The 19,421-nt window shown below is 57.8% G+C and carries 20 protein-coding genes; 12 read left to right on the forward strand and 8 right to left on the reverse strand.

Annotated elements, in window-relative coordinates; all coding sequences use genetic code 11:
- The first annotated feature begins 152 nt into the window (after positions 1 to 152).
- Both rnhA and ACP7AJ_RS09275 read left to right on the forward strand, forming a co-directional pair.
- Positions 153 to 623: a ribonuclease HI gene (rnhA, locus tag ACP7AJ_RS09270; protein WP_092668465.1), complete on the forward strand. Its 471-nt coding sequence runs from the start codon at positions 153 to 155 to the stop codon at positions 621 to 623.
- Between the two features lie 7 nt (positions 624 to 630).
- Complete coding sequence (locus ACP7AJ_RS09275) at positions 631 to 1,359, forward strand: tRNA1(Val) (adenine(37)-N6)-methyltransferase (RefSeq protein ID WP_426059919.1); 729 nt, start codon at positions 631 to 633, stop codon at positions 1,357 to 1,359.
- Positions 1,360 to 1,396: 37 nt separating this feature from the next.
- Here the strand turns inward: ACP7AJ_RS09275 and ACP7AJ_RS09280 are convergent, their stop codons facing one another.
- Genes ACP7AJ_RS09280 through ACP7AJ_RS09290 form a run of 3 tightly spaced genes read right to left on the reverse strand, consistent with a single transcriptional unit; the run spans position 1,397 to position 4,449 of the window.
- On the reverse strand, positions 1,397 to 2,089 hold the full coding sequence (locus tag ACP7AJ_RS09280; protein ID WP_426059920.1) for an ATP-binding cassette domain-containing protein: 693 nt from the start codon (positions 2,087 to 2,089) through the stop codon (positions 1,397 to 1,399).
- An 11-nt stretch (positions 2,090 to 2,100) separates the two neighbouring features.
- Complete coding sequence (locus ACP7AJ_RS09285; RefSeq protein ID WP_426059921.1) at positions 2,101 to 3,054, reverse strand: hypothetical protein; 954 nt, start codon at positions 3,052 to 3,054, stop codon at positions 2,101 to 2,103.
- 42 nt (positions 3,055 to 3,096) lie between these two features.
- Positions 3,097 to 4,449 (reverse strand): saccharopine dehydrogenase family protein, encoded by a 1,353-nt coding sequence (locus tag ACP7AJ_RS09290; RefSeq protein WP_426059922.1) that lies wholly within the window; start codon positions 4,447 to 4,449, stop codon positions 3,097 to 3,099.
- Positions 4,450 to 4,534: 85 nt separating this feature from the next.
- Between ACP7AJ_RS09290 and ACP7AJ_RS09295 the strand changes: the two genes are divergently transcribed.
- Positions 4,535 to 5,095, forward strand: coding sequence for a cytidine deaminase (locus ACP7AJ_RS09295; RefSeq protein ID WP_426059923.1), 561 nt, complete (start codon positions 4,535 to 4,537; stop codon positions 5,093 to 5,095).
- Positions 5,096 to 5,178: 83 nt separating this feature from the next.
- On the forward strand, positions 5,179 to 5,838 hold the full coding sequence (locus ACP7AJ_RS09300) for an alpha/beta hydrolase (RefSeq protein ID WP_426059924.1): 660 nt from the start codon (positions 5,179 to 5,181) through the stop codon (positions 5,836 to 5,838).
- Between the two features lie 37 nt (positions 5,839 to 5,875).
- Here the strand turns inward: ACP7AJ_RS09300 and ACP7AJ_RS09305 are convergent, their stop codons facing one another.
- From ACP7AJ_RS09305 to ACP7AJ_RS09320, 4 genes are all read right to left on the reverse strand, one after another.
- Positions 5,876 to 6,622: an SDR family NAD(P)-dependent oxidoreductase gene (locus ACP7AJ_RS09305; RefSeq protein ID WP_426059925.1), complete on the reverse strand. Its 747-nt coding sequence runs from the start codon at positions 6,620 to 6,622 to the stop codon at positions 5,876 to 5,878.
- 85 nt (positions 6,623 to 6,707) lie between these two features.
- Entirely contained in the window at positions 6,708 to 7,514 is an 807-nt protein-coding gene (locus tag ACP7AJ_RS09310) for a porin family protein (RefSeq protein ID WP_426059926.1), read from the reverse strand.
- The gene (gene ubiE, locus ACP7AJ_RS09315; protein ID WP_426059927.1) at positions 7,463 to 8,191 is read right to left on the reverse strand and encodes a bifunctional demethylmenaquinone methyltransferase/2-methoxy-6-polyprenyl-1,4-benzoquinol methylase UbiE; all 729 of its coding nucleotides are present in this window, start codon (positions 8,189 to 8,191) and stop codon (positions 7,463 to 7,465) included. Before ubiE ends, ACP7AJ_RS09310 begins: the two co-directional genes overlap by 52 nt.
- Positions 8,192 to 8,365: 174 nt before the next feature.
- Complete coding sequence (locus ACP7AJ_RS09320) at positions 8,366 to 10,633, reverse strand: OmpA family protein (RefSeq protein ID WP_426059928.1); 2,268 nt, start codon at positions 10,631 to 10,633, stop codon at positions 8,366 to 8,368.
- A 433-nt stretch (positions 10,634 to 11,066) separates the two neighbouring features.
- On the opposite strand from ACP7AJ_RS09320, the gene yihA reads away from it, so the two are divergent.
- The 3 genes from yihA (at position 11,067) to ACP7AJ_RS09335 (ending at position 12,844) form a co-directional block, all read left to right on the forward strand.
- Positions 11,067 to 11,687 carry a ribosome biogenesis GTP-binding protein YihA/YsxC gene (gene yihA, locus ACP7AJ_RS09325; protein WP_426059929.1) on the forward strand — a complete coding sequence of 207 codons (621 nt, stop codon included), beginning with the start codon at positions 11,067 to 11,069 and terminating at the stop codon, positions 11,685 to 11,687.
- 75 nt (positions 11,688 to 11,762) lie between these two features.
- The gene (locus ACP7AJ_RS09330) at positions 11,763 to 12,206 is read left to right on the forward strand and encodes an energy transducer TonB (RefSeq protein WP_426059930.1); all 444 of its coding nucleotides are present in this window, start codon (positions 11,763 to 11,765) and stop codon (positions 12,204 to 12,206) included.
- A 113-nt stretch (positions 12,207 to 12,319) separates the two neighbouring features.
- A complete protein-coding gene (locus ACP7AJ_RS09335) occupies positions 12,320 to 12,844 on the forward strand; it encodes a DUF5606 domain-containing protein (protein ID WP_426059931.1) in 525 nt (174 codons plus the stop codon).
- A gap of 73 nt (positions 12,845 to 12,917) precedes the next feature.
- Here ACP7AJ_RS09335 and fbp read toward each other — a convergent pair whose 3' ends face one another.
- The gene (gene fbp / locus ACP7AJ_RS09340; RefSeq protein ID WP_426059932.1) at positions 12,918 to 13,943 is read right to left on the reverse strand and encodes a class 1 fructose-bisphosphatase; all 1,026 of its coding nucleotides are present in this window, start codon (positions 13,941 to 13,943) and stop codon (positions 12,918 to 12,920) included.
- Between the two features lie 184 nt (positions 13,944 to 14,127).
- Between fbp and ACP7AJ_RS09345 the strand changes: the two genes are divergently transcribed.
- The 5 genes from ACP7AJ_RS09345 (at position 14,128) to rsgA (ending at position 19,192) form a co-directional block, all read left to right on the forward strand.
- A complete protein-coding gene (locus tag ACP7AJ_RS09345) occupies positions 14,128 to 15,393 on the forward strand; it encodes an aspartate kinase (protein ID WP_426059933.1) in 1,266 nt (421 codons plus the stop codon).
- A gap of 40 nt (positions 15,394 to 15,433) precedes the next feature.
- Positions 15,434 to 16,207, forward strand: coding sequence for an enoyl-CoA hydratase-related protein (locus tag ACP7AJ_RS09350; protein ID WP_426060286.1), 774 nt, complete (start codon positions 15,434 to 15,436; stop codon positions 16,205 to 16,207).
- A gap of 128 nt (positions 16,208 to 16,335) precedes the next feature.
- Positions 16,336 to 16,929, forward strand: coding sequence for a peroxiredoxin (locus tag ACP7AJ_RS09355; RefSeq protein ID WP_426059934.1), 594 nt, complete (start codon positions 16,336 to 16,338; stop codon positions 16,927 to 16,929).
- 47 nt (positions 16,930 to 16,976) lie between these two features.
- Positions 16,977 to 18,227 carry a 3-deoxy-D-manno-octulosonic acid transferase gene (locus tag ACP7AJ_RS09360; RefSeq protein ID WP_426059935.1) on the forward strand — a complete coding sequence of 417 codons (1,251 nt, stop codon included), beginning with the start codon at positions 16,977 to 16,979 and terminating at the stop codon, positions 18,225 to 18,227.
- Positions 18,224 to 19,192, forward strand: a complete 969-nt coding sequence (rsgA, locus tag ACP7AJ_RS09365) for a ribosome small subunit-dependent GTPase A (protein WP_426059936.1) — start codon at positions 18,224 to 18,226, stop codon at positions 19,190 to 19,192. The genes ACP7AJ_RS09360 and rsgA overlap by 4 nt, the downstream gene beginning before the upstream one ends.
- Positions 19,193 to 19,421 lie beyond the last annotated feature (229 nt).

Raw genomic sequence — 19,421 nt, forward strand, 5'->3', positions numbered from 1 at the left:
CGATACCCGAACAATATCGTCAGCCCGACCCGAACCCAGTCGTGCAACGCTCACAACCACCCCCGTTCAGCCTAGCGGCTTAACGTCCCCTCCTTGGTAAGGAGGGGAGTTTGACGTGCTTCGAGCACGCTTCCCAACTAAAATTTCACCCCATGATTCAATTATTCACCGACGGGTCGGCCCGCGGCAACCCTGGCCCTGGCGGGTACGGGGCCATACTGCGCTACGGGCCCCACGAGAAGGAGCTGACCCAAGGCTTCCGCCTCACCACGAACAACCGCATGGAGTTGCTGGCCGTCATTGTGGGCCTCGAAGCAGTGAACCGCCCCGACCTGCCCATCCGGGTCGTATCCGACTCGAAGTACGTGGTGGACGCCGTGGAGAAAAAGTGGGTGTTTGGCTGGGAGAAGAAACCAGACTTTGGCAAAAAAGCAAACGAGGACCTGTGGCGGCGCTTTCTGAAGGTTTACCGCCAGCGCAAAGTGAGCTTTCACTGGATAAAAGGGCACGCCGGGCACGCTGAAAACGAGCGCTGCGATGTGCTTGCCGTGCAAAGCGCGCTAGGCAAGGGCTTGCTCATTGACGAAGGCTACGAGGCCATCGCCAAGGCGTCGCTCCTCTAACTGCGGCATGCCCAACGATTATTTCCAATTCCAGCAGTTTCGCATTGAGCAAGGCAGCTGCGCCATGAAGGTGAGCACCGACGCCTGCCTACTGGGCGCAGCAGCTACGCTCACGGACGCCACCCGGCTGCTGGATGTGGGCACCGGCACCGGGCTACTGGCCCTGATGGCCGCCCAACGCCACCCCACCGTCCAAATCGAAGCCTTGGAGATTGACGAAGCTGCAGCCGCACAGGCTGCCCGCAACGCCGCCGCCAGCCCGTGGGCCGACCGCATCCGGATAAGAGCCGCCAGCCTGGCCGACTTTGCAGCTTCCACGCCGGCCCCTTACAGCCACATTGTTTGCAATCCACCGTTTTTCCGGCAGTCGTTGCCCTCGGCCAACGCCGCGCGCAGCACCGCCCGGCACGTCAGCGCCAGTTCCCTGTCGTTTGGGGAGCTGGCAGGCTTTGCCTCCCGGTTTCTGCTGCCGACAGGGGCTTTAACCGTACTGCTGCCGCCTCCCGAGATGCTTCACTTTGAAACAGCGGCCCAGCACGTGGGCCTGTATCTGGCCGAGCGTCTGACGGTGCGGCACCGCCCGGGCGGACGCCCCACCAGGCACATCAGTCGGTTCTTGCACACAGGTTCGGGTTCGGGTTTTGAAGAACAAGAATTAACAATTCACGCGGATGCGGGACCAGCCTATTCAGATGCCTTCCGGGCTTTGCTGTCGGGATTCTACCTTGCCCTTTAGGGGCTTGGGTAATAATGGATAGCGTATGCCGACAGTCTCAAACCAACGAATCTAGCAAGGCTAGCTTTCCATGGTGCAGGCTATTGAGCAAGTCACTTTCCAGCGTTCTGAACTCGGCCTCCTGGTAGTGGCGCTGCACGCGCCCGTCCACTAGCACCGTTATTTCATCGGCGGTTTCGGTGAGGGTGCCCAGAATGTGGGAGGTCAGCAGAATGCCGGTGCCCCAGTCACGCAGTCGGCATAGTATTTCTTTGAGCAGCAGGTTAGCTTCTAAGTCCAAGCCGTTGAAAGGCTCATCGAGAATCAGGTAGTCGAAATGCTGCACCAACAGGGCCAGCAGGGCCAACTTTTTGCGCATTCCGGCTGAGTATTCATCGGCATATTGGTCTAAGGGCTTTTCCAGTAGGCGGTTCCAGCCCGCAAAATCGGTGATGCGCCGGCCCCGGGCCTGCATGCAAAATTCCAGATACTCCCGCCCGGTGAGACGGGGGTAGAAGTAGGGTTGGTAGGGCAACAAGCCAGTGTGCTCCCGCAACGGCCGGCCGGCAGGGCCATGCACCTCGCCCGAGAAGCCGGTCTCCAGGCCGTAAAGACAGTTTAGCAAGGTTGTTTTGCCGGCGCCGTTGGCCCCCACCAAGCCGTGAATGGTCCCGGGTCGCAGGGTCAGGCTCACGTCGTGCAGCACAACGTGGCTGCCGTAGGCCTTGCGGAGGTTTCTAACTTCAAGCATCAGCAAATTTATTAATGGCCCAGTACGGTTCGCAGGCGATGCTGGCTCTGCCAAATCAGCCCTACGGCCGCTACCAGCAGCAGCACCGGATACACCGGGTTTCCTGGCAGGGCCAGGATTACTCCCACCACCAGCGCTTGGGTGATGCGAATGTGCATGGCGTTGGAATAGAAAGCATATTTCGTCAAAATCATTAATCCTACCAATCCCAGCCAGACCACGGCCACCGCCACGGCCCCGCCTATGCCGGCCGGGCCCACCGCCAGCAGCCACCAAAAAGGAGCCGCCGTGAGCCCTCCATACCCCAGCCCCAGTACCAGCCGATGCCCCAAAAACTGACTCGCTGAGCGCGCTGCCAGCACTAGCATGGTTGTCGGCTCAGGCACGCCATAGCAAGTCAGCACCACCAAAAACCACCCCACCAGTGCCAGCACCGGTCCAAGCGGCGAGGCGTGTTGCCACACAGCGCCCGCAAGGAGTACCAGCCACGCCCACCCTCCTGCGCGCATGCCACTCACCCACTCAAACGCCTCACTTCGAAACCAGCTTTGGGGTTTATTTCGTGTGCCCAGTGCCTCGCGCACCGGTGGCAACACGGCCACCCCAGGAGCCAGCAACAGTGTGAGCCCCGCGGCACCCCAGCTCTGAAACAGCGCCAGTACCACCGCCACCGGAATCGCCCACAGCAGGTATTCCACCACCAGCCATGACCGGTATGCCGAAGCGCTGATTGCCAGAAATTGCAAGTCGCTCCGCTGCCTGTGCGCCGAAGCCAGCAGCAGCGCCACGCTCATCGGCACGACCCATTGCCACTCAGGGCTGATTGCCGCCAGCACCACCACCCGCCCTACTGCCGCCAGCAGCATTGGCACCAGTAGTCCCAGCCGCACCCAGCCAACTTCTAGCAGCAGCCGGTCAATCAGCCGCCGACGCATAAGCAAATAGGCGAATAGTGCTTGTGTCATACCACCTCAACGCACCTACCTGAATAGCTATTGCCTGCCTTACTAGACGTCAGTTTCTTCCTCGCTGAAAATAATGCCGTAATCAGCCGCCAGTTCATCAAGAATGGGGTCGTAGAGGTCAGCCCCAATAGGCAGCAGCACTCCGGGTTTGCGGCCCTCGCCCCGTGCCAGGCGTCGCACCGCCATGCCCAGCGGCAAGCCTACGGTTTTCGCCATGCCGGTATGGATAGCATCCTCGCCCAGCACGGCCAACGAAGAAGTAAGCCGGTGCACAGCTCCGTTTAGCTCATACTCGAACAGGTGCTGCATCACAATCAGGTCGTGGTCGTGGGGCTGGAGTTGCCATTTCTCGCTGAGCAGGCGTTCGAGTAGTTGAGCAGGCGTAGCATTGGCACGGCCTACGGGCCGCGCCGAAAATAAGCCCAGCCAGTTGAGGCGGCCCATGTCTTCGCCTGTGGCCTCCAGGCCCAGGTAGGTGGCAAGGCGCACCGACAGGTCGAGTTTGGGAACGTGCGACAAGGGCAAGTAAGCTGCCACCAGCTCTGCCCACGTCATGGTTTCGGGGTTGCCCAGGTTCACCGAGTCATCGGTAAGGCCCAGGCGCACGAGGGCGTGCCAGGCAGCACAGTAACCAGGGCGCCGCAGGGTGCCGCGCAAGATGGTCGGAATGTCATCGAGGCCATACGGCGCGCGGTAGCTAAGCGAGTCGCGGTTGGCGTAGCCCTCGAAATCTCCGTAGCCCGGCAAGGCCAGCGTTTCGGTGCGGGCGAACAGCTGCTGATAGGGAATAAAGCGCGAATTACCGTTTTCCAAGTACTTGGCGGTGCTTTGGCCGGCCAGTACCACGTTGCGCGGGTTCCAGGTAAACTTGTATTTCCAGGGATTGTCGCCCTCGGCGGCTGGGGCCAATAACCCGCCGCAATACGACTTAAACGACGTAATTCGGCCACCTCGGCGCCGGATATGCTCAATGGCTCGCATGGCCGACATGTGGTCCAGTCCCGGGTCGAGGCCACATTCCATGAGCAGTGTAACGCCCGCCGCCACAGCTTCATCGTGCAGCGCTGAAATCTCAGGGCTGACGTAGCTTGCCGTGGCCAAATGTCGCCCGTGCCGCACGCACACGCGGGCCACTACAGGGTGCAGCATGGCCGGCAGCATCGAAATCACCACATCGGCCTGCGCAACCAGCTCTTCCAACAAGACAGCATTTTCCAAGTCAAAGGGCACGGCACGGGCGTATTCCGAATGTGCCGCCAGCACCGGCACTAAGTGCGCGTGATTGGCATCGGCCACGGTCAAAAACCACTTTTCGGTGGGCGCGTGGCCCAGTAGATACTGAATCAGGGACGAGGCAGAGCGCCCAGCGCCCAGTAATAACAAGCGGGTAGTCATGCGGCAAAAGTAGGGCGCCTACGCTACGCTGAACGAGGCCAAAGCAGCTTACCATGCGGAAACAGGCCGGAATTCAATGCGCATCATGTTCTTCATAGCCCTCATTCCGGCCAGCATCTTATCTTCGCCGCCCCCTTACCCGCACTACATGGCCCGAATTCCCCGCCAGCAGCTCATTGCCTACGAAGAGCTGGACTCTGCCACCGACCTTACTGCCGCCGAGCAGACTACGTGGCAAGCCGCCCGGGATGCTACCGCCAAGGCTTATGCTCCCTATTCTGGTTTCCACGTAGGCACAGCCTTGCTGTTGGCCGATGGCACCATTTTCCGCGGCACCAATCAGGAGAACGCCGCCTATCCTTCCGGCCTTTGCGCCGAGCGCACGGCGCTGTTCGGCCTAGCCGCTAACCAACCCGACCATGCCCCCATCGTGGCCATGGCCGTGGCCGCCCGCCCCAGCGACGGCGATTTTGGACCTGCCCTCCCCTGCGGCGCCTGCCGGCAGGTAATGCTGGAATACGAATCGCGCCAGGGCCAGGCCATTCCGCTGCTGCTGCCCAGCCGCACCGGTACCATTCTGCGCTTCAACTCCCTGTCCGCGCTAATGCCCTTTAACTTCTCGCCCGACGACTTGCCTGGGAGCTGAAGAGGCCTCGCAACCCGCTTGTTTAGACCGCTCAAATTTTTAATATGGAGCAGCCTCAGTCGCCTTTAAGCTTCCGTAACAGCATGACCGAGCATCACCTGGCCGTAACTCGCACCGCTCGCTACTATCAATTGGGCGAACTATCGGCCAGCACTACCCGGGTGTGGTTTGTGTGCCATGGCTATGGGCAGTTGGCCGCTTATTTCTCCAGGCATTTTGCTTTCCTAACTGAAGCCGACCCCCACACTGTAGTTATTGTACCGGAAGGACTCTCGCGCTTCTACCTCAGCGGCAATGGCGGCCGAGTCGGGGCCAGTTGGATGACCCGCGACGACCGCCTGCATGAAATCGAAGACCACATTGGTTTCCTCAATCAACTGGCCGGTCAAGTGCTGGCTGCCAGTTCCCCCAAGGTTCATGTTACTGTTCTAGGCTTTTCGCAAGGCACCGCTACCGTAAGCCGCTGGCTTACCCGCGCCCACTTAAGGCCTGCACACTTGGTGCTGTGGGCCGGCAGCTTCCCTGAAGACCTGGAGCCTGCCGTAGCCACACGCCTGCTCCAAAACCTTCCCCTCACACTCGTGGTCGGCACCGAAGACGAATACCTTTCTGACACGATAATAGCGCAGCAGCAAGCTCTGCTTCAAGGTTTGGGGGCCACACCGCAACTGGTCACCTTTGCGGGCAAGCACGAGCTCAACCGCCGCGTGTTGGAAGACATTGCCGACACCACCCACCCGTAACAAGAGCCAACCCTTTCATGCAGGCAGCCATCTTTTGCTACTTCCTGACAATGGTAGTGGCAGCCCCCTGCGCGCCAGCCAGCACCAATACTTCGGCAATGGTTACGTGTGGTGGCCGGGTGACCATAAACACAATAACTTCGGCTATGTCCTCCGGGAGCAGCGGCTGAAAACCTTCGTACACTTTAGCGGCCCGCGCCTCGTCGCCTTTGAAGCGCACGCGCGAGAATTCCGTCTCAACCGCTCCTGGGTTCACTTCGGCTACGCGCACGCCGGTAGGCAATAAGTCCAGCCGCATGGTCTTGGTTAGCATGGCCACCGCAGCTTTGCTGGCACAATACACGTTGCCATTGGCGTAAGCTTCGTGCCCCGCAATTGAGCCCACGTTCAGGATAAACCCCGTCTGCCGGGCCGTCATGCCCGGGAGCAGCGCGTGCGTGATGTTCAGCAAGCCCCGCACGTTGGCATCCAGCATCTGGTCCCAGTCGGCTGGATCGCCGGTCTGAATGGGTGCCAGCCCATGCGCACCGCCCGCATTGTTCACCAGCACATCGGGAGCCTGCAACGCGGCCGGGAGTGTAGCTACAGCCGCCTGCACCGCCGCACGGTCGCGCACGTCAAATACCAGCACATGCACCGGCACCGGCGCCAATTCGGCTGCCAGTGCTTCCAGCCGCTCGCGCCGCCGGCCGGTCACTACCAGCTCAAAGCCGGCCCCGACCAGGGCCACTGCCGTGGCGCGTCCAATTCCCGACGAAGCGCCGGTTATAAATGCAGTCCGCATTGGTATCAGGTGTGAGTTGCAGGTTGCTCGTCGTATGCTTCCGCCAAAGAAACTCTAAGCGAATAAAAGATTACAAACACCCAAACTAGTTTTGAATATTTATGTACAGCGTCACCGTGTTGGTGCTCATGCTCTGCAAGCTTCGGGTAAACACGTCTTTGTCGCCAGCTACCAATAGGTTTCGCAAGCCGTGCGAAAAGCGCAGTTCCGGCGCCAGTTTAAAAAGCGGATAGAATAAGTCCAGCCCTACGCCGTACTCCACCGTCAGGTCGCTGTCCAGAGCGCGGAGTTGGTTGCGCAAGGGGTCGCTGCGGCGGTTGCTGGCCGTTAGGCTGGGGCTCAGACCGGCAATCATGTACACGCGGCTGTTGCGCCGACGGTCCGACTGGTACTTGAGCAGCACCGGAAACTGAATCACCGTGGATGTTACCTCCTGCGTCACAATAGAATCTGGATTTGGGTAGCCCCGCGGCCGAAACTCGACGCGGCGCGTCAGAAAAGTAACCCCCGGCGCAAAGCGCAGCACAAAAGGCGACTCCGGAGCGCCCAGCCGGGCATCGCCAATGAACCCCACCCCCAAGCTCGGGCTGACCACTGAATTGGCGGTGATGTTTTGATTATTGATATAGGTCTGCGACTGCTCAATGATAAAGCGCGAGCCCGAAAAGCCGATGTACATGCCCGGGTGAAACCACCGCTCATCGTAAGCCGGCAGGTTTTTCACGGTGATGGACTTCACAGTGCCCCCCTTACCACGGGTGGCCTTGGAACTGGCTTTGCGCTGCGCCATGGCAGCCGTGGGCACCAGCAGCCCCAACAGGCCCAGCAGGGCCATGCGCTTTATTTGTGCGCCGTGTAAATGGAGCTGATACCGAATGTGAGTGGTTGCCATGCAGGTTCTTTAAAACCGACTTTGGTCAGGATTGCCAGGAAGTCGGTGCCGTCGGGAAAGGCCTGCACGGAGGCAGGCAGGTAGGTATAAGCCGATTGGTCTTTGGAAATCAATTTCCCAAAGACTGGCAGCACCCGTCGGAAGTAAAAATTATAAGCTTGCTTGAGCGGAAACGCCGTGGGCTTGCTGAATTCAAGGATAACGAGCTTGCCACCCGGCCGAAGCACGCGTAGCATCTCAGCCAGCCCTACCTCCAGGTGCGCAAAGTTGCGCACACCAAAAGAAGCAGTTACGGCGTCAAACTCCCCATCACTGAAAGGCAGGTTCTCCGAATCGCCAAGCTCGAGCTGGATGCGGTGGCCCAAGCCCTTGGCGGCCAGTTTCCGCCGCCCCACATCCAGCATTCCTTCCGAAATATCCACGCCAGTCACATGGGCATCGGCCGCAGCTGTGCGCAGCGTTTCAATAGCGAAGTCGGCAGTGCCGGTAGCAATGTCCAGAATGCGCGCCGGACGCAGAGCTTTCAACTCGTCCACTGCTTTGCGCCGCCAATAGATGTCGGTGCCTGCACTGAGGAAATGGTTCAGGAAATCGTACTTGCCCGCGATGGAGTTAAACATCTGGGCAACCTGCGATTTCTTATCGGCGGAATTGTCTTTGTAAGGTACTACGGCCATGAGCGGGCGCAAAGAACGGAAATGAAGCGAGAAAATTGTTCTCCCCCAACGCCCAACCGGGGAGTATTGTTAGCTGAACGGGCTACAAATGCACCATGCAGCCCCAGCAAAGCTCATAAAAAAGCGGGCCGGACAATTTGCCCGGCCCGCTCCCCTTATTAGAGGCCAAAGCCACTAGTCAACTTTGGTCTTGATTTTGGTCTTGTTGCCATCGGCGTCCTTGGCTTTGCCATCCAATTCACCATCCTTGGTTTTGGTTTTGGTATCGCCTTCGGGGCTCTTGGTTTTAACCTTCACTTTATCCGAGTCCTCGTCCACTTTGGTTTTCACCTTGGTGCCGTCGGCCAATTTCACTTTGCTCTTGCCAGGGGTCAGCGGAGCGGCAGTGCGTGAAGCACCGGCGCCCGAAAGGGTGCCAGCATCGGTACCGGTAGCACCCGTGCCAGTAGCGCCCGTGGTGGTGGGGTTCAGAGTAGGCATGGTTTCGCCTTCTTTCAGCACAATCCTAAACTCGTCGCGACGGTTGAGCTGCATGTTCTCAGGCGAATCGTTCGGCGCGGCCGGACGACGCTCGCCGTAGCTCACCGTGGTCATGCGGGTTTCGGCAATGCCCTGCTTCTTAAGGTAGTTGTAAGCTGCCTCGGCGCGGTTCTGGCCCAGTACCATGTTGTACTCGTCGGTATTGCGCGAGTCGCAGTGGCCCTCAATCGACATGTTGATGCCGGGGTTAGCCTTCAGGACGTTGCTGATGTTGTTCAACTCCTTGATGGACTCCGGACGCAGACGGTACTTGTCGGTGTCGAAGTAAATATTGGCGAAAGCATTTCTAGCCGTCGTATCGATGTAGTTCACGTAGAAGTTCTTCGTGATGGTCGTCGAATCATTCGTCGACACGGGCACGGCGAACTCCTGGGTTTCGATATTCTGACCGTCTTTGCTTACTGCCACCTGGTAGGTACGGCCCGAAAGCACAGCTACTTGGTAGCCGCCGTCAAACTTGGTTACGTCGCGGAAGCTCAGAGCCGTTTTGTCGGCCTGGGCACCGCTGAACACCAGCTCAACGCCGGGGATAACCGAGGTGCTGTCGCGCGACGAGAACACCTTGCCTTTGATGATGGCGTTCTTGATGTAGTTGATGGTGTAGATGTCCTTTTCACCGTAGCCGCCGATGCGGTAGGAGCTCAGGTAAGCATACGAGCCATCGGGGCTCAAGCGGTAGTAAGAATCATCATCCGGCGTGTTGACGGGATAACCGAGGTTTTCGGCCTGCCCCCAACGACGGGTTTCCGCGTTGTACTCCGACTTGAAAATGTCGTAGCCGCCCATGGTGTTATGGCCACGCGACGAGAAGTACAGCGTCTTGCCGTCCTGGCTCAGGTATGGGCTGTCGTCGTCGTACCTGGTGTTGATGGCACCACCCAACGACTTGGCCGGGCCAAATTCAGCCGTAATGGAAGGACGGGTCGACACGTAGAGGTCGAGGGTTCCGTCTTCCGAATAACGACCGGTTGAGAAGTAAAGCGTCAGACCATCCTGCGTAATGTGGGCATCGCCTTCGTACGACTTTGAGTTGATGTTGCTGCCCAAAGGCTTGGGAGCGGTCCAGTCACCGTTGGGGCCTCTTTCTGCTACAAAGATGTCGCCGTTGTTATCGTTGCGATACATCAACAGCTTGGTGTCGTTGTCGAACAGTTGGGTCGAAGCATCGTGGCCACGGCCGTTGAGCGAAGCGCTCAGCGAGCGGGGCTGCTCCCAGTTCTCGTCATCAACGCGCTTGGCTTCGAAGATGTCTTCGTAGTACTCACCGTCAGCGGCAATGCTCTTGTTTTTCTTGTCGCTGGGCTGGCCGGTAGCACCGGTCACTTTTTCACCGCGCGAAGTAAAAATCAGGGTCTTGTCATCCGACGAGATTACGGGGCTGTGCTCCGAGAACTGCGTGTTGATGGTGGGGCCAAGGTTCTTCACGAAGATGTCCTTTGGCGAGTTGAACTGCACCTTGGCATTCTTGCTGTGCTGCATCAGCTGAGCAATCTCCTCTTTGCGCTGGTCGTTCTTTTTCAGCGTAGCGTTGTAGGCCTGGAAGTGGGCTACTGCCTCATCGAAGTTGTAGTTGAGGTGGTCGACCCGGCCCAGCCAGTACTCCACGTCCTTCGAAACCTTCGGCTTCAGTTTTTGCGCCTTGTAGATGTAGTCGCTGGCCTTTTCCTTATCGAACGACATATAGGAAATACCGGCGTTGAACAATGCTTTGGCGTTGTTCGGGTCTTTGGCAAGTACTTTCTCGTAATAAGGAAGCGCAGCGCGGTAATTTTCCTGCTCGAAGAACTTGTTGCCGGTCTTGAGGTCCTTACGCGTGCTTTGCGCCTGAGCCGGAGTGGCGATAGCGGCAGTGAGGGCAACGGCGCACGACGCTTGCAGTAACCTTCTGGATAAGTTGTCCATTGGAGGATAAGTTTGAAAAAAAGAAATGCTGAAGGGTTTTGAAGAGAAACGCGCCGCGATTTGGTAGGGCTGCGGGCTATTTTTTGGGCTTATACTGAAAAACTCCAGTAGGGTTAGGCTTTAATCCGCGTTTACAGAGAAGGTAACCGTGTGGAAAAGACCGCCCCCTCATACTGTTTGGCATCAATAGCAGGATATTGACGGGCAAAGATAGGTTTTTTGCTTACTAAAAGCGGTTTTCAGCAAATTTTGAGCCATTCGACACCGTATAAATGCAGTAGCACTGACCCGCTAGATTAGCAGCCATGCCGCGCAAATATAGAGGCATCAACGAAATAGCAATCAAAAGCCTGTTTTTATTTACTCAGACGCCCCTTTATTTTAAGATGTAATTTTGCAGCTCTTTCTTTATCGCATTTTTACCTGTCAATCAATGATTATTCGTGATGCCCGCTTTCTAACCAGTAATTCACGAGCGGAGCTGTGCCCGGCCCCTACCCTGCCCGAATACGCCTTTATTGGCCGTTCCAACGTTGGCAAGTCTTCGCTCATCAACATGCTCACCGGCCGCAATGGCCTAGCCAAAACGTCTTCGTCGCCCGGTAAAACCCAACTCATTAATCATTTTATAATTAATGACGAGTGGTATCTCGTCGATTTGCCTGGCTATGGCTACGCCAAGGTGAGCAAAACGTCGCGGGCCGAGTGGGCCCGCATGATTAATTTCTATTTGCGTCACCGCCCCAATCTGATGTGCGTGTGCGTACTAATTGATTCGCGCCACGCGCCGCAGCCCGCCGACTTAGAATTCATGGAAAAGCTCGGCGAAGAAGGCATTCCGTTTGTGATGATATTCACTAAAACGGATAAGCAGTCGACGGCCCAAACCAAAGCGTTGGTAACTTCTTACCTGCAAAAAATGAGCGAAATCTGGGACGAGCTCCCCCGCTACTTTCAGACCTCAGCCGAGTCGGCCCTGGGCCGCGAGGAAGTACTGGAATTCATTGCCGGAGTTAACAAGGAATGGGTCGCAGGCCCGGATGCGAATTTGTAATTTGGCCCTTAAATTGCCAATAGCCGTGCGCTCTATGCGCATCATTTTTGTTCTATTCCCGCCCTTAATCATAAGATGATACAAAAACCATCCTTTCCGCAGCTGGCCCTTGGCTTGCTGCTGGCGGCTGCGGCACCGGCCGCGGCGCAAACAACTCCCACTTCGAAAGGCGAAACGGGCGCTGGCATTGCCTCGGCAGGCAAAGTGATTCCCGTAGCCGAATACTATGAAGGTGGCCAGGAGGCCATGTACGCCTTTATCGCCAAGGAGTTGAAATATCCGCTCATGGCTAAGCGTAACCGCATCCAGGGGCAGTGCATTGTTAGCTTTACTCTGAACCCCGACGGCACCATGCAGGGCATCAAGCTGGTGAAACAAGTAGGCGGCGGCACTGGCGAAGAAGCCCTGCGCGTGGTTCGGTTGCTGAAATTTAAGAAGCCTGAATACCCCATTCTCACCAGCTTGCCCATCACGTTTAAGCTGGGCGCGACTGGTTCGAACGCCACGGGAGGAGAATAAAGCGTAATTTTGAATGAGGAATGCAGCATGTGGGATTGAGGGAGTGACCGCTGTGGTCCTGCTCCTTTGTTCTTCATGCTGCATTCCTCATTTTTCATTTCATAATAAATAAGATGCCTTACGAACTGCAAGAGTTAGCCGCCATCAGCGGTATGCCCGGTCTTTACCGCTTAGTGCGCGCTGCACGCCACGGTGTGTTGGTGGAAAGCCTCGACGAGAAAGCAACCCGCACCCTGGCCCCGGCCCGCAATAAGGTGTCGCTGCTGTCGGAAATCTCCATTTACACGCAGGACCCCGAAGAGACTGTACCGCTGACGGAAGCGTTCGAGCGCATTTACCAAAAGCACGGCGCCACGGCCCCCGTAACGTCCAAATCGAGCGAAGGCGAGCTGACCGAATTCATGGCAAGCGTCATCCCCGACTACGACCGTGACCGCGTGTACCTGTCCGATATTAAGAAGCTGGCCACTTGGTTTAGCATCGTGAGCAAGCACGTTCCCTACCAGGAAGCCGCCACTCCGGCAGCCGCAGAGGAGACGGCCGAAGCCAGCGCTGAGCCTGCTGGTGCCGAGGCCCTCAACGCCGATGGCAGCTCCGAAGCTGCTGCTCCCAAGAAAAGCCGCAAAAAATCGGAGTAGCCGTCCCAACGCCAACTAAAAAGGGCCGCTCCTGATGCAGGAACGGCCCTTTTCTGTGGTAAGTGGGTTGGCTTTATTTAACAGCCGTGGTCTTCGGCTGCTTCTCTTTGGCCAGGAAAGCCTCGGCGGCCTCGACAAGCTCTTTGCTGCCGATGAAAACCGGGCAACGCTCGTGCGGGGTCTTTGGCTCGATTTCCATGGTGCGCTGGTAGCCGTTGGAACTCTTGCCACCTGCCTGCTCTACAATGAAAGCCAGCGGGTTGCACTCATACATGAGACGCAGCTTGCCTTGCGGGCCTTTGGCCGTGGCGGGATAAATGTAAATACCGCCTTTGAGCAGGTTGCGGTGGAAATCGGCCACCAGCGAGCCGATGTAGCGGGCCGAAAAGCTATTGTCTTTGCAGTGCTTCACAAAAGCGGCTACCCCGGGAGAGAAGGAGTCGGAGCTGCCTTCGTTGATGGAATAAATGTTACCGGTTTTGGGCGTGGCAATGTCAGGGTGCGACAGGAAGAATTCACCCAGCGAATGCTCGTAGGTAAACCCGTTCACGCCGTTGCCGGTCGTGTACACCAGCATGGTGCTGGAGCCATAGATAACGTAGCCGGCGGCTACCTGGTGGGTGCCGGGCTGCAGGCAGTCGGCCGCGGTGCCTTCCCGGCCGGTGGGCGATACGCGGCGGTAAATGCTGAAAATGGTGCCAATGCTGACGTTTACGTCGATGTTCGACGAGCCATCGAGCGGGTCGATGGCTACTACATACTTGCCTTGGTTGTTGCCGGTTTGAATCATCTCATCGTCTTCTTCCGAGATGATGGTGCAGACCTCGCCGCCGTTGCGCAGGGCCCGGATGAAGCGAATATTGGCAATAACGTCGAGCTTCTGCTGGTCCTCGCCCTGCACATTGCGGTTGCCATAGGCCCCTGCAATGTCAATCAGGCCCGAGCGGTTGATTTCGCGGTTTACAATTTTTGCGGCCAACGCGATATCGCGCAGCAGCTGCGACAATTCTCCCGTGGCATAGGGAAAATCCTCCTGCTTGCGCATAATGAAACGGTCGAGGGTAGTGCCAACAGGCAGGGCCAGTTTATTGTGGTCCATAATAATAGAAGGAGCGAAATGAGAGGGCAGGAACGCAGGACAAAGCTACTCTTTTGGGACCGAAATTTTTGCTCCCCTCAGGCCCTTGTTGAAGAATTAGGCCAATACTAACAAGGGCCTGGGTTAATTGAAGTTCTTTGCTCGGGTTCGGCAAAGCCTGCCGGGCCTCATACCTTTGCCGCACATGGAAAATGTGCAGGTTTATAAGTTTGGCGGGGCATCGGTGCGCGATGCTAACGCAATCAGAAACTTGGAGGGTATTGTGCGGCACTACGGCAGCCAGCAGCCCCTGGTCATTGTGGTTTCGGCCATGGGCAAAACCACCAATGCCCTGGAGCAACTCTACCAGTTGGCTTACTCCGGCCAAAGCTACGAGGAGCCGTTGGCGCAGCTGCGTACATTCCACGAAGGTGTAGCAGCTGAGTTAGGCAACGGACCTGTGGCAGCTACTCCGGGCAGCGCGCCTAGCCCCACGCTGGCCGAGATGCTTACCGAATTATCCGACCGGCTGGCTACGGTGGGCTACGGGGACTACGACCGGCAATACGACCAGATTGTAAGCTTCGGCGAGCTGCTGGCAACGTGCATTGTGGCGCAGGCTATTGGAGTGCAGTGGCTCGACTGCCGCCCCCTCATCCGCACCAACCACACCTGGCGTGAAGGCGGCCTGGACTGGCCTACTACCGAGCGCAACATTAGCGCAGTTCTGCCCGAGTTGCTGGGCCGGGGGCCGGTTCTCACCCAAGGGTTTCTGGGCGGCACGGCGGGCGGGGCCACCACCACGCTCGGCCGCGAAGGCTCCGACTACACAGCCGCTATCTTTGCCTACTGCCTGCGGGCGGCGGAGGTCACCATCTGGAAAGACGTGGCTGGCTTGCTCAATGCCGACCCCAAGCTGTTCCCGGACACGGTGCGCTACCCCGAAATCAGCTACCGCGAAACGATAGAAATGGCATATTACGGGGCCTCGGTCATTCACCCCAAAACGCTGAAGCCCCTGGCCGACCGTGGCATTCCGCTGCGAGTGAAATCATTTCTGGACCCCGAGGCCGAGGGCACCCTCATCCACGAATGTCAGCACCCGGCCCTGGCACCGGCATTCATTTGCAAGGCCGACCAGTGCCTGCTGTCCTTCGAGAGCAAGAACTTTGCGTTCATCTCAGAGGAGAATCTGGAGGTAATTTTTGGGGCATTGGCCCAGGCCAAACTTAAGATTAACCTCATGCAGAATTCCGCCATCAGCTTTTCGGTGTGCACCGATTTTTCGGAGCGTCGGGTACACAAACTAATGGATGTGCTGCGCGAGCATTTTACCCTGCACTATAATACGGGCCTGACGCTCTTCACCATTAAAAACTACGACGCGGCCAGTATTACCCGGCTCACCGAGGGCAAGCGCCTGCTGCTGGAGCAGCGCACCCGCAACACGTTTCAATTCGTTTGCAAATAAGCAGCTGGCTTGGCCCAGCTTCACTCACTTCACGGTAATGATGGAATTCATTCTTGTAACTCCCCAGTCGCGGCCCGGCGTAGCGCTGATACAGCTCAATCGGCCCAAAGAGCTCAACGCCCTCAACCTACAGCTGATGCAGGAAATCCGCGATGCCCTGAAAGCCCTAGACGAGGACGAGGCCGTGCGCGTGGTGGTGATAACCGGCAACGAGCGGGCTTTCGCCGCCGGCGCCGATATCAAGCAGATGGCCGGCAAAACGGCCATCGACATGTTCATCACCGACCAATTCAGCACCTGGGACCAGATTCGTAAGTTCCGCAAGCCGCTGATTGGGGCAGTTTCGGGCTTTGCCCTGGGCGGCGGCTGCGAGCTGGCCATGACCTGCGACATGCTGGTGGCCTCGGAAACGGCACAGTTCGGGCAGCCCGAAATCCGCATTGGCACCATGCCGGGCGCGGGCGGCACCCAGCGCCTGACCCGCGCCGTGGGCAAAGCCAAGGCCATGGAAATGGTGCTCACCGGCGAGTTTATATCGGCTCAGGAAGCCCGCCGCGTGGGCCTGGTAAACCGAGTGGTGCCCGTGGGCCAGTACCTGGAAGAAGCTTACCGGCTGGCGGCCAGCATCGCGGCCATGTCGCCGGTAGCGGCCCGCTTGGCCAAGGAATCGGTGAATCGAGCATTCGAAACGCACTTGGACGAAGGCCTGCACTTCGAGCGCAAAAACTTCTACCTCACCTTCGCGTCTGAAGACCAGAAAGAAGGCATGGCGGCGTTTGTAGAAAAGCGGAAGCCTGAATTCAAAGGCCGCTAGTCAGTACGCCGCGTCGAAAAGTGCGGGGCCACGCCACTATTCGTGGCCTTGCCTACGTACACATCAGCTCTGCTTTTTTAGGTTGGATTTTCGCATTCCCTACTCCCACCATTTTATAAATTTTAAGAATGTCAGTTCTTGTCGGCAAGCGTGCCCCTTCTTTTAAAGCCACTGCAGTAATTGATGCCACCTTCGAAGAAGACTTTTCGCTGGACCGCTACCTGGGCAAAAAGCACGTGCTGTTCTTCTTTTACCCGGCGGACTTTAGCTTGGTTTGCCCCACTGAAATTCTGGCTTTTCAAGACCGAATCGAAGAATTTGAGCGGCGCGGCGTGGCCGTAGTCGGCTGCTCCACCGACTCGCAGTACTCGCACCTGGCCTGGCAGTTGAAGCCACGCGACCGGGATGGCATTGCCGGGGTGAAATACCCGCTGGTGGCCGACGCCACGAAAACCATAGCCGCCAACTACGACGTGCTGGGGGGACATTACGATTACAATGCCGCCGGGGAAATGACTTTTGTGGGGTCGCCCATGGCCTACAGGGGCTTGTTTTTGATTGATAAAGATGGCATTGTGCGCCATCAACTAGTCAACGACCGGCCACTGGGCCGCAGCATCAACGAGGCCCTGCGCATGGTTGATGCCTTGCAGTACTATGAGAAGAATGGCGAGTCCTGCCCCGTGGACTGGGAATCTGACTCGCATGACACGCATCTATAATCAAGGCGCTGCCATTAAGCTGGGCCTGAATTGCGTATTTTTGGAGCTTGTTGTTTCTCTATAATATTGCTCTGGGCCTATATGGCCTGTTGCTGCGGCTGCTGGCGCCGTTCGTGCCCAAAGCGGCGGCTTGGGTGGCGGGCCGGCGGGGGCTGCTGGCGCACGTCCGCCGCACCATTGGCTCAGACCCCTCGCCGCGGGTGTGGTTTCATTGCGCCTCGCTGGGCGAGTTTGAGCAGGGCCGCCCGTTGCTGGAGGCCTACCGCCGCGCCCATCCCAGCACCAAGCTGGTACTTACGTTTTTCTCTCCTTCGGGCTACCAGATTCGGCATAACTGGCCGGGGGCAGATTTCATCTTCTACCTCCCGCTCGACACCCGGAGCAATGCCAAGGCGTTTCTTGATGCTGTGCAGCCCCGGCTGGTGGTATTCGTGAAATACGAATTCTGGTACCACTTCCTCAACGAGGCACATCTGCGCAGCATACCCGCCGTGGTAGTGTCCGCTATTTTCCGGCCCGACCAAATTTTCTTTAAGCCCTGGGGCGGTTTTTTCCGCGAAATCCTGACGCGGTTTGCCCACATATTCACTCAAAACGAAGCTTCCGTCAACCTGCTTCGCGACCTTGGCATCAAGCAGGTCAGCGTAGCCGGCGACACGCGTTTTGACACAGTGGTTGCCACGGCCGCTGCTCCGCCCCGCTCCCTCCCCACCGTCGATGCATTCGTGGCCGACGGCGCACCTGTGCTGGTGGTGGGCAGCAGTTGGCCCGAAGATTTGCCGGCCTTGGCTCCGCTCATTCGGCGGTATCAGCACGAGTTGCGGGTGCTAGTGGCTCCGCACGAAATTAATGAGAGCAACTTGCGCCTGGTAGAGAGTACATTTCCGGGCCTGGTGCAGCGCTATTCTCGGGCCGACGCAGCCACGGTTGCCCAATCCCGCATTCTGCTCTTCGACAATATTGGCCTGCTCAGTCAGCTCTACCGCTTTGGTAAGTATGCCTATATCGGTGGGGCCTTTGGCAAAGGGTTGCACAATACTTTGGAAGCCGCCGCTTTTGGCCTGCCCCTCTTCTTTGGTCCCACGTATGGCAAGTTCCAGGAGGCCGTCGAACTGACCGCGTTGAAATGCGCCTTCCCCGTGCATAATGCCGAGGAACTGGAAGCGGCCTTCACGTACTTATGGCACCATGAAGAAGCCCGGCTGCGGCTGCAAGATTCCATGCTCGACTACGTGCACGGCCAGGCGGGCGCCACTCGCACCATCATGGCCGCTCTGCCCGGCCTCCACCGCTCATGACTCCCGATACCTCCCCTATTACCAGCCCAAATGCTCTGCTGCACGGCACCGTAGTCAAATCCACGGGTTCCTGGTACGTGGTACGCGGCACCGAAACAGGCCAGCTTTACCGCTGCCGCCTGCGGGGCAAGTTTAAGATTAAGGGCCTGAAAGTAAGCAATCCGCTCGCTGTGGGCGACCATGTTGAGTTTACAGTAGAAGCCCAGGGCGAGGGGGCGGCGGTTATCTCTACCATTGTGCCGCGCCGCAACTACATCATTCGGCGCTCTGTACACAAAACGGGTCATTCGCACATCGTGGCTGCCAACCTGGACCAAGCGCTGCTGGTGGTTACGCTGGTATCGCCGGCGACATCGTTTGGGTTTATCGACCGTTTTTTGGTCACAGCCGAAGCCTACCATGTGCCGGTGACGCTGCTCTTCAATAAAACCGACCTTTACGACGCCGACGGGTTTGAGTACCAAGCCGAGATTGCGGGCATGTACGCCAGCCTGGGCTATCCCAGCCGAACCTGTGCCGCTACCACCGGCGAGGGCGTGGCCGAAATCGACCAACTGCTCGACGGCAAAGTGAGTTTGCTGGCCGGCCACTCCGGCGTAGGCAAGAGCACCCTCATCAATGCCCTGGTGCCCGACCTGGACCTCAAAACCGCCGAAATCAGCGAATTTTCCGATAAAGGCGTTCACACCACTACGTTTGCCGAAATGTTGGAAGTGCGCCCCGGCACGTTCATCATCGATACCCCTGGCATTAAAGAACTAGGGCTGGTAGACATGCCCCCGGCAGAGCTGGCCGGTTACTTCCCCGAAATGCGCGCCCTGCTCAACCAGTGCCGCTACCACAACTGCCAGCACACCCACGAGCCGGGTTGCGTAGTGCGCGAAGCCGTGGACCAGGGCCGCATCGCCCTGCCTCGGTACGATAGCTACCTGAGCATGCTTGCCGGCGAGGACAATCGGCACTAGGATATCACGTGAGGAGTCGTTTGTCATTGCGAGCGCAGCGGAGCAAACTAAGTTCAGCGAAGCAAACCCGTCCTGTTCTCAACGACCAACTTCGTAATATGACAAACCTTAATAGCAAAGCCCCGATACTGCATTGTGCCGGGGCTTTGCTATTAAGGTTTGTCACAAATCAGGGCCAATCACGCTACGCTGAGAAGACGGATTGCCATGGGCTGCGCCCCCGTAATTA

It is taken from the genome of Hymenobacter sp. B1770 (genome assembly GCF_049896385.1).
Lineage (GTDB): Bacteria > Bacteroidota > Bacteroidia > Cytophagales > Hymenobacteraceae > Hymenobacter.

What these genes read in the sequence shown, in the direction of transcription:
- rnhA (WP_092668465.1), top strand. Translation starts at nt 153, where the DNA reads ATGATTCAATTATTCACCGACGGGTCGGCCCGCGGCAACCCTGGCCCT.
- ACP7AJ_RS09275 (WP_426059919.1), top strand. Translation starts at nt 631, where the DNA reads ATGCCCAACGATTATTTCCAATTCCAGCAGTTTCGCATTGAGCAAGGC.
- ACP7AJ_RS09280 (WP_426059920.1), bottom strand. Translation starts at nt 2,089, where the DNA reads ATGCTTGAAGTTAGAAACCTCCGCAAGGCCTACGGCAGCCACGTTGTG.
- ACP7AJ_RS09285 (WP_426059921.1), bottom strand. Translation starts at nt 3,054, where the DNA reads ATGACACAAGCACTATTCGCCTATTTGCTTATGCGTCGGCGGCTGATT.
- ACP7AJ_RS09290 (WP_426059922.1), bottom strand. Translation starts at nt 4,449, where the DNA reads ATGACTACCCGCTTGTTATTACTGGGCGCTGGGCGCTCTGCCTCGTCC.
- ACP7AJ_RS09295 (WP_426059923.1), top strand. Translation starts at nt 4,535, where the DNA reads ATGTTCTTCATAGCCCTCATTCCGGCCAGCATCTTATCTTCGCCGCCC.
- ACP7AJ_RS09300 (WP_426059924.1), top strand. Translation starts at nt 5,179, where the DNA reads ATGACCGAGCATCACCTGGCCGTAACTCGCACCGCTCGCTACTATCAA.
- ACP7AJ_RS09305 (WP_426059925.1), bottom strand. Translation starts at nt 6,622, where the DNA reads ATGCGGACTGCATTTATAACCGGCGCTTCGTCGGGAATTGGACGCGCC.
- ACP7AJ_RS09310 (WP_426059926.1), bottom strand. Translation starts at nt 7,514, where the DNA reads ATGGCAACCACTCACATTCGGTATCAGCTCCATTTACACGGCGCACAA.
- ubiE (WP_426059927.1), bottom strand. Translation starts at nt 8,191, where the DNA reads ATGGCCGTAGTACCTTACAAAGACAATTCCGCCGATAAGAAATCGCAG.
- ACP7AJ_RS09320 (WP_426059928.1), bottom strand. Translation starts at nt 10,633, where the DNA reads ATGGACAACTTATCCAGAAGGTTACTGCAAGCGTCGTGCGCCGTTGCC.
- yihA (WP_426059929.1), top strand. Translation starts at nt 11,067, where the DNA reads ATGATTATTCGTGATGCCCGCTTTCTAACCAGTAATTCACGAGCGGAG.
- ACP7AJ_RS09330 (WP_426059930.1), top strand. Translation starts at nt 11,763, where the DNA reads ATGATACAAAAACCATCCTTTCCGCAGCTGGCCCTTGGCTTGCTGCTG.
- ACP7AJ_RS09335 (WP_426059931.1), top strand. Translation starts at nt 12,320, where the DNA reads ATGCCTTACGAACTGCAAGAGTTAGCCGCCATCAGCGGTATGCCCGGT.
- fbp (WP_426059932.1), bottom strand. Translation starts at nt 13,943, where the DNA reads ATGGACCACAATAAACTGGCCCTGCCTGTTGGCACTACCCTCGACCGT.
- ACP7AJ_RS09345 (WP_426059933.1), top strand. Translation starts at nt 14,128, where the DNA reads ATGGAAAATGTGCAGGTTTATAAGTTTGGCGGGGCATCGGTGCGCGAT.
- ACP7AJ_RS09350 (WP_426060286.1), top strand. Translation starts at nt 15,434, where the DNA reads ATGGAATTCATTCTTGTAACTCCCCAGTCGCGGCCCGGCGTAGCGCTG.
- ACP7AJ_RS09355 (WP_426059934.1), top strand. Translation starts at nt 16,336, where the DNA reads ATGTCAGTTCTTGTCGGCAAGCGTGCCCCTTCTTTTAAAGCCACTGCA.
- rsgA (WP_426059936.1), top strand. Translation starts at nt 18,224, where the DNA reads ATGACTCCCGATACCTCCCCTATTACCAGCCCAAATGCTCTGCTGCAC.